This is a genomic window from Kitasatospora sp. Xyl93, from assembly GCF_055383135.1.
In genome coordinates, this window is record NZ_AP029185.1 from 6,070,027 (window position 1) to 6,085,153 (window position 15,127).

16 protein-coding genes and 1 pseudogene are annotated in these 15,127 nt (G+C 68.7%); 12 read left to right on the forward strand and 5 right to left on the reverse strand.

What is annotated here, in order from left to right:
• Positions 1-9: 9 nt before the first annotated feature.
• The gene (locus tag ACZ5GH_RS26880; protein ID WP_464335452.1) at positions 10-507 is read right to left on the reverse strand and encodes a regulator component; all 498 of its coding nucleotides are present in this window, start codon (positions 505-507) and stop codon (positions 10-12) included.
• 107 nt (positions 508-614) lie between these two features.
• Positions 615-1,325 (reverse strand): SDR family oxidoreductase, encoded by a 711-nt coding sequence (locus ACZ5GH_RS26885; RefSeq protein WP_464335453.1) that lies wholly within the window; start codon positions 1,323-1,325, stop codon positions 615-617.
• A 421-nt stretch (positions 1,326-1,746) separates the two neighbouring features.
• Between ACZ5GH_RS26885 and ACZ5GH_RS26890 the strand changes: the two genes are divergently transcribed.
• Positions 1,747-2,571 (forward strand): MmyB family transcriptional regulator, encoded by an 825-nt coding sequence (locus ACZ5GH_RS26890; RefSeq protein ID WP_464335454.1) that lies wholly within the window; start codon positions 1,747-1,749, stop codon positions 2,569-2,571.
• Between the two features lie 4 nt (positions 2,572-2,575).
• Here the strand turns inward: ACZ5GH_RS26890 and ACZ5GH_RS26895 are convergent, their stop codons facing one another.
• Positions 2,576-3,019, reverse strand: a complete 444-nt coding sequence (locus tag ACZ5GH_RS26895; protein ID WP_449808045.1) for a Secondary metabolite protein — start codon at positions 3,017-3,019, stop codon at positions 2,576-2,578.
• Positions 3,020-3,597: 578 nt separating this feature from the next.
• On the opposite strand from ACZ5GH_RS26895, the gene ACZ5GH_RS26900 reads away from it, so the two are divergent.
• The 9 genes from ACZ5GH_RS26900 to ACZ5GH_RS26940 all read left to right on the forward strand — a co-directional run bounded on the left by ACZ5GH_RS26900 (position 3,598) and on the right by ACZ5GH_RS26940 (position 10,362).
• Positions 3,598-3,753 carry a hypothetical protein gene (locus ACZ5GH_RS26900; RefSeq protein WP_464335455.1) on the forward strand — a complete coding sequence of 52 codons (156 nt, stop codon included), beginning with the start codon at positions 3,598-3,600 and terminating at the stop codon, positions 3,751-3,753.
• A 1-nt stretch (position 3,754) separates the two neighbouring features.
• On the forward strand, positions 3,755-4,792 hold the full coding sequence (locus ACZ5GH_RS26905; protein WP_464335456.1) for a hypothetical protein: 1,038 nt from the start codon (positions 3,755-3,757) through the stop codon (positions 4,790-4,792).
• A complete protein-coding gene (locus tag ACZ5GH_RS26910; RefSeq protein ID WP_464335457.1) occupies positions 4,792-5,499 on the forward strand; it encodes an ATP-binding protein in 708 nt (235 codons plus the stop codon). Before ACZ5GH_RS26905 ends, ACZ5GH_RS26910 begins: the two co-directional genes overlap by 1 nt.
• Before the next feature lie 109 nt (positions 5,500-5,608).
• Positions 5,609-6,184 carry a WhiB family transcriptional regulator gene (locus ACZ5GH_RS26915; RefSeq protein ID WP_449808049.1) on the forward strand — a complete coding sequence of 192 codons (576 nt, stop codon included), beginning with the start codon at positions 5,609-5,611 and terminating at the stop codon, positions 6,182-6,184.
• Positions 6,181-7,200: a DUF2637 domain-containing protein gene (locus tag ACZ5GH_RS26920; protein WP_464335458.1), complete on the forward strand. Its 1,020-nt coding sequence runs from the start codon at positions 6,181-6,183 to the stop codon at positions 7,198-7,200. The genes ACZ5GH_RS26915 and ACZ5GH_RS26920 overlap by 4 nt, the downstream gene beginning before the upstream one ends.
• 84 nt (positions 7,201-7,284) lie before the next feature.
• Positions 7,285-7,509 (forward strand): hypothetical protein, encoded by a 225-nt coding sequence (locus ACZ5GH_RS26925; protein ID WP_464335459.1) that lies wholly within the window; start codon positions 7,285-7,287, stop codon positions 7,507-7,509.
• Positions 7,510-7,688: 179 nt separating this feature from the next.
• Entirely contained in the window at positions 7,689-8,111 is a 423-nt protein-coding gene (locus ACZ5GH_RS26930) for a MobC family plasmid mobilization relaxosome protein (protein ID WP_464335460.1), read from the forward strand.
• The gene (locus tag ACZ5GH_RS26935) at positions 8,108-9,853 is read left to right on the forward strand and encodes a relaxase/mobilization nuclease domain-containing protein (protein WP_464335461.1); all 1,746 of its coding nucleotides are present in this window, start codon (positions 8,108-8,110) and stop codon (positions 9,851-9,853) included. Before ACZ5GH_RS26930 ends, ACZ5GH_RS26935 begins: the two co-directional genes overlap by 4 nt.
• Positions 9,854-9,963: 110 nt before the next feature.
• The gene (locus ACZ5GH_RS26940; protein WP_464335462.1) at positions 9,964-10,362 is read left to right on the forward strand and encodes a hypothetical protein; all 399 of its coding nucleotides are present in this window, start codon (positions 9,964-9,966) and stop codon (positions 10,360-10,362) included.
• Positions 10,363-10,553: 191 nt separating this feature from the next.
• Here ACZ5GH_RS26940 and ACZ5GH_RS26945 read toward each other — a convergent pair.
• Positions 10,554-10,829: pseudogene (locus ACZ5GH_RS26945) on the reverse strand (N-acetyltransferase family protein); the annotation flags it as partial.
• Between the two features lie 352 nt (positions 10,830-11,181).
• On the opposite strand from ACZ5GH_RS26945, the gene ACZ5GH_RS26950 reads away from it, so the two are divergent.
• Both ACZ5GH_RS26950 and ACZ5GH_RS26955 read left to right on the forward strand, forming a co-directional pair.
• Positions 11,182-11,772 (forward strand): hypothetical protein, encoded by a 591-nt coding sequence (locus ACZ5GH_RS26950; protein WP_464335463.1) that lies wholly within the window; start codon positions 11,182-11,184, stop codon positions 11,770-11,772.
• Complete coding sequence (locus tag ACZ5GH_RS26955) at positions 11,769-14,303, forward strand: TIR domain-containing protein (RefSeq protein ID WP_464335464.1); 2,535 nt, start codon at positions 11,769-11,771, stop codon at positions 14,301-14,303. Before ACZ5GH_RS26950 ends, ACZ5GH_RS26955 begins: the two co-directional genes overlap by 4 nt.
• 5 nt (positions 14,304-14,308) lie before the next feature.
• On the opposite strand, the gene ACZ5GH_RS26960 is transcribed toward ACZ5GH_RS26955, so the two are convergent.
• Positions 14,309-14,854 carry an NUDIX domain-containing protein gene (locus tag ACZ5GH_RS26960; RefSeq protein WP_464335465.1) on the reverse strand — a complete coding sequence of 182 codons (546 nt, stop codon included), beginning with the start codon at positions 14,852-14,854 and terminating at the stop codon, positions 14,309-14,311.
• Between the last annotated feature and the right edge of the window lie 273 nt (positions 14,855-15,127).

Consider the following 15,127-nt stretch of genomic DNA (forward strand, 5'->3'; position numbering starts at 1 on the left):
TTGGAAGGGTCAGGAGAAGATGGCGTCCCAGCGCTCGTCGGCTCGAGCCGGACGAGGCGATGGGTGGAGCCTCTCGCGGTAGGCGCGCTGGCGGATGAGCGTGGCCAGGAGTTCGGCCTCGCGCTCGTCTGCCGTGGTGTAGGTGGTACGGCCCGACATCCGCAGCGCGAGTGTCGGGTTGAACCCGATGCTCTCGGCGACGCCGTCGCCCAGAGCCAGGGAACCCGGGTGGTCGCAGAGGATGTGGCTGATCTCGTGCGCCAGGATGTGCATCTGGTGCGCGGCGGATGTGCCCTGCTCGACGAAGAGCAGGTCGGCCGACGGCGTCTCGACTCGGATGCCGCACGGCGTGGAGTTGCCGGTGTCTGCCGGGAGTTGGCGGAAGACGATCGGCTTGCCCCGCAGGGTGGCTACCGCTTCGCGGAGTTGCTGGGTGCCAAAGCGATGGGGCAGTTCGAGGAGGGCGAGGCGCTGCTCGCATGCAGCTCGGAGCTGGCTGCTGTCCATGGTCACCCCTGGAAGAAGACGAGCCTGTTGGGGAAGCCGTACAGGACGTGGTCGGGCGATCAGCAGGGTGCGGGAGTTGTATCCCGCGTCAGGGAAGCGGTGGAGCGTCAGTGCCCCATGGCGGCGCCGCCGTCGACCGGGATGACCGCCCCCGTGATGTAGCCGGCCTCGGTGCTTGCCACGAAGCGGACCGCCGCCGCGATCTCGCTGGGCTGGGCGATTCGGCCCAGCGGAACCCGGGTGACGATCTCGTCGAGCCGCTCCTGGCCCAGGACGGCGGTCATATCGGTCGCCGTGAGCCCAGGGGCCACCACGTTCGAGGTAATGCCCCTGCTGCCGTACTCCCGAGCCACGGAGCGGGCGAACCCGATCAGGCCGGCCTTGGACGCGGCGTAGTTGGCTTGGCCGGCCTCGCCCGCAAGCGCAACCGCCGACGAGATGAACACCAGCCTGCCGCCTCGCCGTGCGCGCAGCATCGAGCGCAGGGCTCGCTTGGCACATCGGAAGGCCCCGGTCAGGTTGGTCTCGATGGCCGCAGCCCAGTCGTCCTCTGACATGCGGAGAAGGAGGGTGTCGCGGGTGACGCCAGCGTTGACGACGACCGCCTCGACCGGGCCGTGCTCGGCTTCCACTGCCGCGAACGCCTGCTCGACATCTGCGGGCGACGTCACGTCGCACTTCACGGCGAACAGCCCCGCAGGAGCCTCGCCGGACCGGGAGGTGACCGCCACCTGGTCTCCGTGGTCGGCCATCTGGCGAGCGACCTCAAGACCGATCCCGCGGCTTCCGCCGATGACCAGAACAGAACGACCCGACATGGTGCTCTCCCGTACACGCGCTGACGACGACAGGTGGGGGCAGGCAGCCCGTCACGGCTCTGCGCCGGAGGACACTCGAACCTGCGCTCTAACCATGCCGGGCGTTAAGAGGAAGTGACGCTTCCGGGAAATCATGCTTCCGCTTACGCATCGTGACGAGGCGCCGCCAGATCACCTCGCCGATCTTGGCGCGCGAGATGCGCCGCACATCGATTGCTGGGCGTAGTCGACCCTTAACCATGGCGGTCTACGCCCGTTGCATTCCAGCGGTGGCAGGCGGTGGAACGTTAAACATTCGCATGCGCTGAGTAGCGAGCGAAGTGCAAATCAGATGTTCTGACAAAATGTCAGTTGATCTGTGAGTTGCGCCACGACATCGGAGGAGCCTGGAAATCGAGAGCGGAGGAATAAGCTCTCGGCTGTGGATAATCCGGGAATCGGGTCGGGTCTGCATGATGATCCCGCGCAGTCTCTGAGTGAGCTTCTGCGTTCGTGGCGTGCGCGCGTGGATCCTCGACGAATTCCGGGGCTGGTCCGTGAGGGCCGGCGCGGCTCGGGGCTGTCTCAGATGGACGTTGCCTGGCTCACCGGCGTGACTGATCGCTGGTATCGCGAGCTGGAGCTGGGGCGCCAAGCGAACTTTAGTCCGGACTTTCTCGACCGGCTCGCCCTGGCATTGAGGCTGTCCGAGGCGGAGCGCGAGGTGCTGTATCTGAGGACTGTGGGGCACCCGCCCCGCCAGCGCCCAGCCGTCGACGCCGAAGCGGTCAAGATCCTCGACGAGGGGATGCAGCAACTGCTGGATAACCAACTGCCCAATCCCGCCTATCTGTCGGATGAGGCGTGGAACGTCTTTGGGCACAACCAGCCCCAAATCGAGTGGTTTCCCTGGATCCCTTACGAGCCCAATGTCATGAAGTGGGCTTTCCTGTACCCGGAGGCGCGCGTTCAGCTCGTCCGGTGGGCAGAGGACTGGGCCGGCCCGATGCTTGCTCAGTTGCGGTACGCCTGCCTCCAGGATCCTGAAAAGGCGGATCTCCAGCAGGTTGCGCGCGAAATTCTCCAAGGCAGCCCGGAGGCGCGGGAGATGTGGGAGCACGCGGAGCTGATTCATCATCCGGACGGCGACATTCGGCGGCTTCGGCTGCCGTATCACGGCGAGCAGGAGATCGCGGTCCGGATGATGGTCCTCGCGCCGCTTCGGCGGACCACTGTGCGACTCATGATCCTTATGCGCATGGACTGAGCGGCTATTCGCTCAGGTCGACGCCTGGAAGATCGTCGGACGGGAGCCCTTCCAGCACTCGGGCCTGCTCGATGACGGTGTGCACCATCTTGAGGCTCGCGGTGGAAAGGCCGGCGGACCGAAGGGCGACCGTCGCGATCTGCTGGTCCCGCATCGCGGCGACGAGCTGGATCTCGGCGGCGGTGCGCTCGGCCACCTCATCGTCGAAGAAGTAGCCGGCGGGCACGCCGAAGAAGTCGGCGAGGGCCTTGATGGTGGCCATCTTGGGGTTGCTTCGCGCACCGGTACGCAGTTGCTGGATGCCGCTGGCGGTGATGGCGCCTTCGCCGGCCTCCTTGATGGCGTTGGCCACCTCGGCGTACGTGTACGGGCCGCGACCCTTTGGGTGAACCTCCCGGAACAGCTTGTCTAGCCGGTCGGCGAACGTTCGCCCTGCTCCGTTGATCATGCCCACCTCCTGTCGTCACGACCAGTGTAGCCACTGCAGTGTGTGGCCTCGCCCCCTGAGGCTCAAATCTCGACACAGCAGTTGACTCGATGGCGCAACTGGAGTGTACGTTGGTCCTGCCGAAACGGGCTCAGCAGTGGAAATCCCCTGGTGGGGCGCCAGGCAAACGCTCTGGACTGGCCGCGCAGGTGCCCCCTATGGTGCTGCTCCCGCAAGCAGCCCGGGCGGGGCCAGCAGGTTGGCCCCAGCCGCACCGGGGCTTGCACAGACCCAGAACTGAGCGGAAATGAGACCGGCGCCCGGGAGCTACCAACTCCCAGACGCCGGGCCGGCATCCCGAAGGGTGCCGATTCACAACCACGCACGCAGCGGGACTTCTTTGCACGAGACCGCTGCATGCGCTCCTACGAGCCACGGAGTATCGCATGCCTGCCACGCCCAGGGGAACTGCCCACCCGGATCGAGAGCGTCACCGTCGGCTCGCGTCCCAGCTCAACGACATAATCCCCGGCGCTGCCATTCTGCGGATCAGCCTGACTGATCCGAACCACCGGTGGCCCCACCCCCATGCCTCCGCAGTGGACACGGCCGGTCAGCCGATCAACATCACCCGCGTCACCGCCAAGGTCGCCGCCCGCTGGGTGCTGCGGACGTGGCCCGACGCCGACTGGAGCCTGCCCCACACCCTGGACCTCGACACCGCAGAGCTCGCTCTCGCCGGTCGGGGCCGCTGACATGGCTCGCATCCGATCGGTCAAGCCGGAGACCTGGGTTTCCGAGACGCTGGCCGAGGTGTCCATACCGGCGATGGTCACCTTCCTCGGCATGACCAACCATGCCGACGACCACGGCAGGCACCGCGACCAAGCCGCGATCATCTACGGCCTGATCTGGCCGCTGCGCGACGAGATCAGCCGGGCGGACGTCGAGGAACACCTTCGGCAGCTCGCCGCCGTCGGCGCGATCTGCCGGTACACCGGCTGCGACGGCCGCAAGTACTTCCACTATCCGACCTGGCACAACCACCAGAAGATCGACAAGCCGAGCCTGTCCCGGCTGCCCGCGTGCCCGCACTGCGAGCCGGAGCGGTGCGGCGTCTGCAAGGGCCCCTGCATCCAGCGGGCCGCCCTCGTCGACGCTGCGGGAACCGTTGACCAGCAAGCCCCGAGTGCTCGCGGCGAGTTCGCCGAGCCCTCGGCGAACGCTCTCGCCGGGCTCGACCAGCTCCCCGAGCCCTCGTCGGCACCGCCCGCTCGCCTTGATTCTGGCGATGGCGCTGACGCAACTGCCCACCCCGCGACGGCTCCGATGCAGAGGAAAACCGCAGGTCAGGCGATATTCGCCGAGGGCTCCCCGAAGGTTCGCCGAACCCTCCCGGAGCCCTCGGCGCCTGGATCTAGGATCTTGGATCCTGGATCTTCTTTCCCTACGGGGCGCCAGGCGCCCGACGCGGACACCGTCTCGGCCAACCAGCTGATCGGCGAGTACGTCGCCGCCTGCACCGAGCGTCCGCCGGGCAGCGTGCTCGGCCACCTCGGCAAGGTCATCAAGACCCTGCTGGACGAGGGCATCGCGGCCGAGCACGTCCGGGCAGGACTGCGGCGGTACGCCGAGATCCAGGGCCACCCGTCCCGGCTGCCGAGCCTGGTCAACGACGCCATGAACGCAGGAGGCGCCGGTTTGGCGCGGCCGGGATTCCGGCCTAACGTGCCCGCACACCAGGCGTGGACCAACCCGGTCGACGCCATCGCCGCCTACGCCGAGGAGCTGTGATGCGCACCCACCGCGACCCGCAGACCCTCGCCGACGCCCCCTCGGTGCTCGACCGGATGGCCCAGATCCTCGCCGCCCGGGGCATCGACCAGCACGCGGTCGACGCCCTCCCGGACGACGCGGAGCCGTACTCGCCGGAGGAGGCCCTGTCCGCCGGGATGCCGCCGCGCTACCGCGACGCGGTCGCCGAGCACCCGCAGGTGCTGGACTGGGTGCGGCAGGTCGCCGTCCAGGCCGTCGCCCCGAGCCTGGGCGCCCGCCGCCAGGTCGCCACCGGCCCGAGCCTGCTGATGGCTGGAGTCGTCGGCGCAGGCAAGACCCACGAGGCGTACGGCGCCGTACGCGCCCTCGTGCAGGCTGGCATCGGGGTGCGCTGGCGCGCCACCACCGCCGCCGACCTCTACGCCGAACTGCGGCCGAGCTCGGACACCGATGCCGAGCGGGTACTGGCCATCTACAGCCGGGTGCCGCTGCTGATCCTCGACGACCTCGGCGCCGCCAAGAGCTCCGAGTTCGTCGAAGAGCAGACCTACCGGCTGATCAACCGCCGCTACAACCACATGCTCCCGACCTTGATCACCAGCAACCTGCCGATCAAGGACCTCCGTACCTGCCTCGGTGACCGCGTCACCTCCCGGCTCGCTCAGATGACCACCCGGGTCGCCTTCGAGCCGGTCGACCACAGACGCCTCCAGCGCGCGGCCTGACCGCTGCCGCGCGCCCGGCCGCCCACGGCGAGCCGCCCAACCTTCACCGACCCAGCGCACCTCTCCGCCGACGCCGCCCGCGCGCGGAGAGCGATCGGAGCAACCCCGCATGACCACCACCACGACCGGCCCTGTCCGCCACCGCTCGCTCGGTGACCACACCTGGCAGGACCAGGCCGTCTGCACCCCGACCGAGTACAACCCCGTCGACCCGGAGACCTTCTTCCCCGGCCCGGAGGAAGCCGACAAGATCGCCATCGCCAAGGCCCTGTGCGCCCAGTGCCCCGTCGCCCGCACCTGCCTGGACGCTGCCCTGGAGACGGGCGACACCCACGGCATCCGGGGCGGCCTCACCGAGGAGGAACGCGAACCCCTGCACACCAGGCTGGCCCACCGCCTCGACTACAGCCGCGTCAACGCCACCCTCGCCGGACGCGACATCCACCTCACCAAGGCCGAGCGCCGCGCGGTCGTCCTCGCCGGGTACCGCCAGGACGTCCCCGTCGAACGCCTCGCCTGGCTCCTCAAAATCTCCCCCGAGCACGCCCTCAAGCTGTACCGCGAAACCCGCCGCGCGATCCGCCACCGGCAGATCGCCGAAGAGGCCGCCCGCGCCGCCTCGGTCGACCACGGCGACACCAGCATCGAGCAGCTGACCCGCGACGACTTCGGGACGGCCGCATGAGCACCACCACCGTGACCGCCCCGGCCGCCGCCCACGTCACCGGCTGGGACCGGGCCGTCGTCATCGCCCTCGGCGCAGCAGGCTGCGCGCTCTCCTACGACGCGCTGCAGCAGATGGCCATCGCCATCCACGTGAGGGGCTTCCTCACCTACCTCTTCCCGATCATCGTCGACGGGTTCATCGCCTACGGGGTACGCGCCCTGCTGGTCCTGCGCACCGCACCGCTGAGGGCCCGCGCCTACGTGTGGACGCTCTTCGGCGCGGCCACCGGGACGAGCCTGTGGGCCAACGCCCTGCACGCCGTCCGACTGAACGAGCAGAACACCACCATGGGCCTTCGGCTGGGCGACACGGTGGTCGCGGTGCTGTCCACCATCGCCCCGCTCGCCCTGGCCGGCGCCGTCCACCTCTACATCCTCATCGCCCGAGGACCGGTCAGCCCCACTGACCGGGACGGTCACGGCGGCCGACCGGCCGAGGCTGACCCCGGTCAGGTCACCACCGAGGAGGTCGCACTGACCGAGCGTCCGGCGGCGCTGACCGCCGGTCAGGACAGCGCGGGTCACCCCGCCTCCGGTCAGCCGGTCAGCAGCCCGGTCACCGTACCGACGCCGCAGCCGCAGCTGACCCCGGTCAGCGCGGTCAGCCTGCACAAGCCCTCTGACCTGGGCGGTCACCCGGCCGCCGACCGGCCGGTCACTGACCGGCCGCCGGTCAAGCCGCCGGTCACCGCCCCGCGGGTCAGCCGCACCGAGGCCACCGGTCAGCCGGTCAAGACCCCGGTCACCGCTCCGCCGGTCACTGACCGGGACAGTGACCGCCGCACTGACCTGGACACCGAGGACCTGCTGAAGATCGCCCGGCAGGCGGTCAGGGAGGAGGACAAGCTGACCCGCAAGGTGGTCGCCGAGGCGATCCGCGGTCAGCAGATCCCCCTGTCCAGCGACACCCTGACCCAGCTGATGGCCCAGCTCCGCGCCCAGCACGGTCAGCCGGTCACCGCAGACCAGGACTGACCTCCACCCGACCGCCGGGGTGACCGACACGGTCACCCCGGCCGGTCACCCACCCGAACCACCACCGAACGGGAGCACCCCCGCATGCGCACCACCCCCGCCACCTGGGCCGAGGCGGACTCCTGGCTCGCCGTCCTGCACCAGCGCGGCCACCTCCACCGCGTCGAAACCGGCCCGGACGGCACCCGCAGCGTCCAGCGCGGCCGGCACTCCCGCCCCTGGACCCTCCGCCACCCCGTCCTCGCCCTCGACTTCGTCGAGGACCTCGTCCGCGAGATCCGCAAGCGCGACACCGAGGCCAGCCGGTGACCGCGCCCGGCCAGGACGGCACCACGGCGGGACCGGAGCGTGACCGTGATCAGGCTCCTGGCGGAGCAAGTTGTGGGGTAAGGAGTCCTTACCCCGCCCCCGCCCCGAAGGGGGCGGAGGCTCCCCGGTCGCCGGCAGGCCCAGGGGTGCCTGCCGACGACCGGGGAGTCGGCCCAGGGGTGCCGACCACGGGGGACGAGCAGCCGTCGACCGCTGTCCGCATCGTGCCGCGCCGACGCCTTCGCCAGAGCGTCCCGCGTACCAACCGCATCTGCCCGCGCTTCAGCGACGCCGAGTGGACCCTCCTCCAGCGCGCCGCCGACCGAGCCGAACTCGCCCCCGGCGGCTACACCGCAGCCGCCGCCGTGGCCGCCGCCGCGAGCACCGACCCCAGCGCCGCGGTCGCCGACTACCGGCGCGGCATCCAGGAACTCATGGAGTCCAACCGCCAGCTCGGCGCCGTGGGCAACAACCTCAACCAGCTGGCCCACTACGTGAACGCCGGCGGGCAGCCGGGCGCCGAACTCCGGCAGCTCCTGGCCCGTGTCGAAGCCTCGATCGATGCAGTCGACGAGGCCGTCGACTGGCTGGTCCGCCGGTGATCCCCAAGATCCGTACCGGCACCGACCGCAGCTTCCCCCTCATCGACTACCTCTTCGGGCCCGGCAAACACGAGGAACACACCGACCAGCACCTCGTGGCGAGTTGGAACGGCTTCGCGCCGGACCCCGGCCCCAACCCCGAACGGCACCAGGTCGCCAAGCTCGCGAACCAACTCGACCAGCCTGTCAAAGCTCTCGGCAAGCAGGCACCGGCCACCAGGATCTGGCACTGCTCGGTCCGCACCGCCCCCGGTGACCGGCACCTCGACGACGCCGAGTGGGCCGCCATCGCCCGCCGCATCGTCCACGCCACCGGCATCGCCCCCGAAGGCGACACCACTGCCTGCCGCTGGGTGGCCGTCCGTCACGCACCCGACCACATCCACATCGCCGCGACCCTGGTCCGTCAGGACGGCCGCCTGGCCGGCCTCAGCTTCGACAAGCGCAAGGCCCAGGCCGAGGCCCGCCTCATCGAGAAGGAGTACGGCCTGCGACAGCTCAACCCCGGCGACGGCACCGCCGCCAAGAACCCCACCAGCCAGGAGCACTTCAAGGCCGAGCGCACCGGCCGCACCGAGACCCCGCGCGAGACCCTGCGCGAAGCCGTCCGCCAGGCCGTTGCCGGAGCTGCCACCGAACAGGAGTTCTTCACCCGCCTGCGCGAGGCCGGCCTGCGGCTGAAGGTGCGCAACGCCCCCTCCGGCGACGTCCTCGGCTACAGCGTCGCACTGCCTGGCGACCGCAATCGCGACAGCGAGCCCATCTGGTTCGCCGGGAACACCCTTGCCCCCGACCTTTCCCTCCCACGGATCCGCCGCCGCCTCGACGCCGGACCCGCAACCGACACCCCGGAACCGAGCGCCACGTCGACCCGCGCTGACCGGTCCGCACCCGCATACCGCCGACGCGAGGCCGCCGGAACCGCCGAGCGGGCTGCCGCCCTCCTCGACCAGGACGACGACCAGGCCGCCGCCCAGCTCGTCGGCGCCGGGGAGATCCTCGACGCCCTCGCCCAGACCTCCCCGGCCGCCACCCGCGCCGAACTCCGAGAAGCAGCCCGCGCCTTCGAACGCGCCACCCGCAGCCACGTCCGCGCCGAGAACGCCGACATCCGCGCCCTGCGCTCGGCCGCCCGCGGAATCGTCCACGCCGGCAGCGCGCTCGGCCGAGGCGAGGACGGCGGCGCCACCGCCATGGTCCTCTCCACCCTCGTCCTCGTCGCCCTGGCCGCCGCCCGCTGGCACTCCGCCCGCGGCCACGCCCAGCAGGCCGCCGCCTCACGCCAAGCCGCCGAACACCTACGTGCCGCCTACCAGCAGGCCGGCGCCACCCCGATGCGGACGATGCGCGAGATCGGCCGTACCCTGCCCGAGCTCGAGCGCCGCCGCCACCAGGCCATCATCCGCGCCGCCCTCGGCCAGACGGACACCCTGGCAGGCCCGGTCCGCGATTACGATGCCCTAGCCGCCGTGCTCGCCGAAGCCGAGCAGGCCGGCCACGACCCGCAGGCGCTGCTCGCGGAGGCCACCTCCTGGCGGGAACTCGAAACCGCCCGCGACACCACCGACGTCCTCGTCTGGCGCATCCGCCGCATCGCCGACCTGCCCGCCAACCCCCAACGGCCGCGCACCGGAACGACCGTCGACACCCGGTCCAGGACCGAGCCGACGCGGACCCGCACCACACAGCCGGCACCAGCCTGGCCCGCGACCGACCCGCGCCGCCCGGCACCCCGCCGCTGACGGGTGGTCCGGCGGACACACCGCCATCTGCCGGACCACCCCGAAACCCTCTCGACACCCGGTCCCACCAGGTGTTACGCAAGAACCCGAGCACCGCGAACGGAGAGCCTGTGCCCAGAACCACCGAGCAGACCACCACTCCGGCCCCGATCACCGCTCCGACCCCGACCAGCACCGACCCGCTCCTGCAGCTGAAGTACGAGACCCAGCCTCCGAGCGGCCCGGAGGCCGTCCGCCTCGTGCAGTGCCCCACCGAACTGGCCCTGCGCGGAATCCCGGTGACCTGCTCCGGCTGCCGGGCCCGGCGCGACTGGCTGCTGATCAACCACCGCCGCCACGTCTGGATCCGCTGCCGCTGCGGGGCCGAGTGGCTGGAGCCAGAGATCACCCGCCGGGACTTCGACGCCATGCTCGCGGCCAACCCGAGCTGGACACACTACCGGACCCTCGCCGAGGCGCAAATCGCCCTGGGGTTCGACGGGATCTTCGCCGGTCTGTACCTGGAGTAACGAGCGGTATTGCAGCGGATCCAACATGCGGCATCCGCTGCTGTCGGCTCTGACTAGCTGCTCTGTGACGGAGCAACCTTGGGGTTGCTCCCTCAGCTGGCTTCGGACCAGGTCTGGCGCACCAGATGCAACGATGTTGCGCTCAATGCAACACGGCGAGGCCACCCCCGGAGCCGACCGGCCCGCGATGCTCAATCTCCCCCGGTTCGGGACACGGTGGGGCTTCGGCGTTCGACGAAGGTGACGTCACGGCAGACGCCGTGGTGTCGGCCGATGCGTTCGCGGGTGCCGATGACTCGGAAGCCCGCACGGGCGTAGAGGGCGAGGCTGGCAGAGTTCTCGGGGAAGATGCCGAACTGTATGGCCCAGATCCCGGCAGCCTCGGTGGAGACGATCAAACCATCGACGAGGGCGGCGACGACTCCTCGCCCGCGTGCTTCGGGATGGACGTAGACGGAGTGCTTGATTTCCTGTCAAGTCAGCGTGTTGAGAGCGCACCCGCTGCCGCGCCACCGCAGCCGTGCGGACCGCCGTTCACGATCTCCACGCCGCCAGACACGAGCAGCATGCGCTTTACTGGTGGAGATCACTTATTGCTGGGCTGCGGTATTCAGATGCATCTCCTTCCGAGGAGCCCCCGAGGCCCCTTCCCTCGTCCAGCCGTGCGGCGGCTCGCTCGATGGGCATTTGAGCCGCGCTCGGCGACCTAGGCGCCTGCCGTCGCCGCAATCCTGTTGCCGCCGTCTCTTTGCACTGCGGCCTCCCAAAGCTCCCGTGACTGATCTAGCATCTGACAGATCGACACCTGCAGGGGGGCGCATGCGGCGGAAGCGGCTGAACGTCAAGATCACCATTCCCTTCCTGGGCGAGATCGGTGGTGAGTGGGAGCCCGACGACGCCGAGCAGAGGGCTGCGTGGGAGCTCTACGTCGAACTGGTGACGCGAGTGCCCGTCGCCCCGTTGCATGAGGACGAAGGTTCGGCGCGTGAGGCGTTGACCTCCATGTACGTCCTCTTCGCGACGGTCCGCGACATCCTCAAACGGTACGGCCCCGACGTCGCGCCACCTGGGGCACAAAACGAGGTGTCGTTCGGGATCCTCGCCGTCACCGTGCTCAACAGGGCAGTGCGGCCCGTCCTCAGCAAGTGGCATCCGCGGCTCACGGCCTGGGAGAGCTCTGCGCCGGCAGATCGTTCCGCCGTTGAGCATGAGAGCACCTGGCAGGAGATCGGCGCTCTCCGAGCCGATCTCGACTCACTGCGTCTGGTTCTCTTGGAACTGGCCCAGGCACTGGGCAGTGTGGCAGGGGCAGCGGATCTGATTGGGCCCTCGGAGGTTGTCCCCGCCCAGGCTCCGCCAATGTCCGTCTCGTCTCAGCCGCCCACCCCGAGAGGACCGGCCGTTCCGTGATCAAGGCGTTCTTCTCCTACTCGACTCAGGACGCCGCCTTTGTGCGAGAAGTAGCGTCCGAGGTCGGCCGGGCCTTCGCCACGATCGACTACCGATCGTTCCACGCTGGTGGCGATATCCTCGACTCCATCGACGAGGCCCTCAAGGAATCAGCGGCCTTTGTTTTCTTCCTCAGCAAAGCCGCCCTGGCCTCCCCCTGGGTAGGGCACGAGATCCGTGAGGCACGGTTCCAGGCAGCGATGGGGCGGATCAGGAACGTCCTGGTGGTTCGCCTTGACCAGGACATCGCGCCCGAGGATCTGCCGGAGTGGCTAAACCGCACCAAGCACATCACGACGATCGCGGCGAAGCCTGCCGCACGCAAGATCAGAACTGTGATTGACGATCTGGTGCGTCAAGGTCAGAGCCCCCGCTTCGTTGGCCGGGCCACCGAGATCGCGGCGCTTCAGGACGTGTACTCCGCGCCGGAACCGGGAGCAGAGAGCCAGGTCGCCTGCGTGACAGGGCTTCCCCGCATCGGCCGACGCTCCACGTTGACCAAGATGGTCCGCGAGTCACTGGATCTGGAGACCCTCCTTGTCATCGACGTGGAACCCGGTGACACCGCGCAGGCCCTCGCCGCGAAGCTCTCTGCGCTGGTCGATCCTTCAGAAACCCCCGAAGAGTCTCTGCAGCGAACCAGAGAGATCACTGCACTCAGCGACGCGCAAGCCCTTGCACATGTGCTGGCCAAGTTCCAGGAGATCTGCCAGTACCACCAGATGCCTGTACTCCATGACGAGGGTGGGCTTTTGGACAATGACGGCGACATCGCACCGTATATCCTGGACCTGATCGAGTCGCTGAGTCAGTTTCCCGACATCGTCACGGCGTTGCTCACGAACAGGCGACCCTCGCCGGATCACTTCATCGCGCGAGGAATGCGTCCGCTCAGTGTGGTCCATCTACGGCCTCTGGACGATGCAGACATCAGCCGTCTCGTCGGCCTCATGGCGAAGGCCCGTCAGATCACCTTGGCTCCCGCGATCGTCAAGGAGATAACCACAGCGATCCGCGGCTATCCGCCCTCGGTCACATTCGCGCTGGAACTGATCACAGCTTACGGGCCCGACCTTGGGATCCGTGGTCGGACGCTCTCAGATTTCGGCTCGTCGCCGCTCACCAGCTACCTCAAACAGAACAAGTTCAGCGGCCTGGAACAGAAGATCCTCCGCGTCATGGCGGCGAACAGCCCGCTGCCGCTCTCCGTCCTGCAGGAGGCGACCAGTACGTCGGACGACGGTATCGAGAAGGCTCTGATCCATCTCATCGACGTTTCGCTGATCGCCCCGACTGCCGCCGGCTGGTACGAGGTATCCGGGCCCGCCGTGGACGCGATCCGCCGCGAGTTCGGCGCCTGCAGCAAGGCCGAGTACGGGGCGGTCGCGAGCAGACTCGACGACTTCCTGACCCAGTCCGAGGATGGAACTGACTACTTGGCACTGCAACGCGCCCTGTTCCGCGCTATGGACAAGGCCGGGCAGCAGTCCACTCCCCGGGCGTACGCCCTGCTCACTGACCGAGTGAAGCTGGCCGAGCAGTACTACCACGAGCAGGAGTACCAGCGCGCCGTCGACATGGCGACCGACGCGCTCGACGCTGATCCCAGCATCCACCAGGCCCGAACGACGCTCATTCGCGCCCAAGTGAAGCTCAGCGAGTTCGCGGAGGCGGGCGACCACATCGCAGAGCTCAGGAAGCGTGGTCAGATCCGTGACGCGCTCTTCCTCACAGGCTTCCTGGAGAGGCACAAGGGCGAGCACAGAGTGGCCCTGAACTACTATCAGAAGGCACTCGATAGCGGGCGCGGTGGTATGGCTATCCACCGCGAGATGGCCGACTGCTGTCTTCGTCTGGGCGATCTACGGCGCGCTGACGAGCACATCTCGCGAGCTGCGGAGAAGCAGCCCGACAACCGTTACGTCGTGGACCTGAAGATCCAGATCGCCTGCAAGTTGGGCGATCGGGACACAGCGCTCTCGCTGCTCGTGCGCCTGGCGGACATCGATCGCGCCGAGATGGTCAGCCACCGCACGTCACGCGTGGAGTACCTCTGTGGCGGCATGGAAACCGCTTACGAATTCGCCCAGAAGGCAGTGGAGAAGTCCGACAACGTACGCTTCGAGGTGCTTGCCAACTATGTGCTCTGCGCTCTGCGCACCTCACGCGTCGACGAGGCAAGCACAGCCTTGGACCAACTCGACCGCAAGTTCAGCAAGCAGCGCCGTGACATCCGAACCGGTCTCAGGGCGCGGCTGAGCATTGCCCAGCAGGACTACCAGAACGCGTACGCATACACCGAGCAGTTCATCAGCCCCGAGCGTCCCGTCCACCTCCTGATCCGGCGGGACGCCCTGCGGGGAATGCTTGACCGGACCGCGCTAGCCCCGCAGCGGCGTGCTGATCTAAAGGCGGAGCTGAAGCGGTGCGAGGACCGGCTTGCCGGCCGTGAGGAGGACTTTGACCTGGACGCGCGGGGCGACCTGGCCTGACGGATTCAACGGATCCGCTCTAGGGCCAGCATTGTAACCAGGGCCGCGCTGGCCGCACACCGCAGGCGTCCATCCCGGACCGCGAACATTGCTTCATCCAAAGAAATGTGATGGACAACCATGTCTGCCTCTCCGGGTTCCGGTGCGGCATGGGACGGCACGGGATCGACCGCGCTCCACAGGTGGACGCGGGCGGGCGTAAACGCGGGCAGGGCCTGGAGCGAGTCCCTGTCGTCCCATTGTCCGTCGCGGTAGCCAGTCTCCTCGGTCAGCTCCCGCTGGGCCGCTGTGCGACTGTCGCGGTCCGCTGGATCTACGGACCCGCCCGGCAACTGCCACATCGGTCCAGCAAGGTAGTGGTACTGCTCGACAACGAGAAGTGCCCCGTCGACCAACGCGGCTACCCGCACCTGGTCCGGCAACTGCACCCAGTCGTAGGCGCCTCGCTCTCCGTGTGGAAACGTGACCTCATCCCGGTAGGCGGTGAGCCATGGTGTCGCGCAGAGCGGCACCCGGCCGCGGCGTGTCCACGGCCCTCGTCGTTCGGTCATGATGGAAGTCCTGCCGGAGGTTCACCAGTTCGGCCTCAGCGTGCTGCGATGCCTGGACGGATTCCCCGACACCACGGCGGCCCCGCACCAGTTTCCCACGGTTAAGGTCCCCCGTCGAAACGTGCCGTGAGGTATCCGGTCCAGTCTCGCTTGATGAATCTGCCTCAGCGGACAGCGGTGTTGATGTGGATGCCGAGCAGGTCGGCGAGGACTGCAGCTGGCAGGTCGGCGGCCAGGGCGCACAACGTGCTGTCACGCGGGGGCGAATGCGGG

What these genes read in the sequence shown, in the direction of transcription:
- ACZ5GH_RS26905 (WP_464335456.1), top strand. Translation starts at nt 3,755, where the DNA reads ATGGCTCGCATCCGATCGGTCAAGCCGGAGACCTGGGTTTCCGAGACG.
- ACZ5GH_RS26915 (WP_449808049.1), top strand. Translation starts at nt 5,609, where the DNA reads ATGACCACCACCACGACCGGCCCTGTCCGCCACCGCTCGCTCGGTGAC.
- ACZ5GH_RS26925 (WP_464335459.1), top strand. Translation starts at nt 7,285, where the DNA reads ATGCGCACCACCCCCGCCACCTGGGCCGAGGCGGACTCCTGGCTCGCC.
- ACZ5GH_RS26910 (WP_464335457.1), top strand. Translation starts at nt 4,792, where the DNA reads ATGCGCACCCACCGCGACCCGCAGACCCTCGCCGACGCCCCCTCGGTG.
- ACZ5GH_RS26960 (WP_464335465.1), bottom strand. Translation starts at nt 14,854, where the DNA reads ATGACCGAACGACGAGGGCCGTGGACACGCCGCGGCCGGGTGCCGCTC.
- ACZ5GH_RS26885 (WP_464335453.1), bottom strand. Translation starts at nt 1,325, where the DNA reads ATGTCGGGTCGTTCTGTTCTGGTCATCGGCGGAAGCCGCGGGATCGGT.
- ACZ5GH_RS26950 (WP_464335463.1), top strand. Translation starts at nt 11,182, where the DNA reads ATGCGGCGGAAGCGGCTGAACGTCAAGATCACCATTCCCTTCCTGGGC.
- ACZ5GH_RS26920 (WP_464335458.1), top strand. Translation starts at nt 6,181, where the DNA reads ATGAGCACCACCACCGTGACCGCCCCGGCCGCCGCCCACGTCACCGGC.
- ACZ5GH_RS26895 (WP_449808045.1), bottom strand. Translation starts at nt 3,019, where the DNA reads ATGATCAACGGAGCAGGGCGAACGTTCGCCGACCGGCTAGACAAGCTG.
- ACZ5GH_RS26880 (WP_464335452.1), bottom strand. Translation starts at nt 507, where the DNA reads ATGGACAGCAGCCAGCTCCGAGCTGCATGCGAGCAGCGCCTCGCCCTC.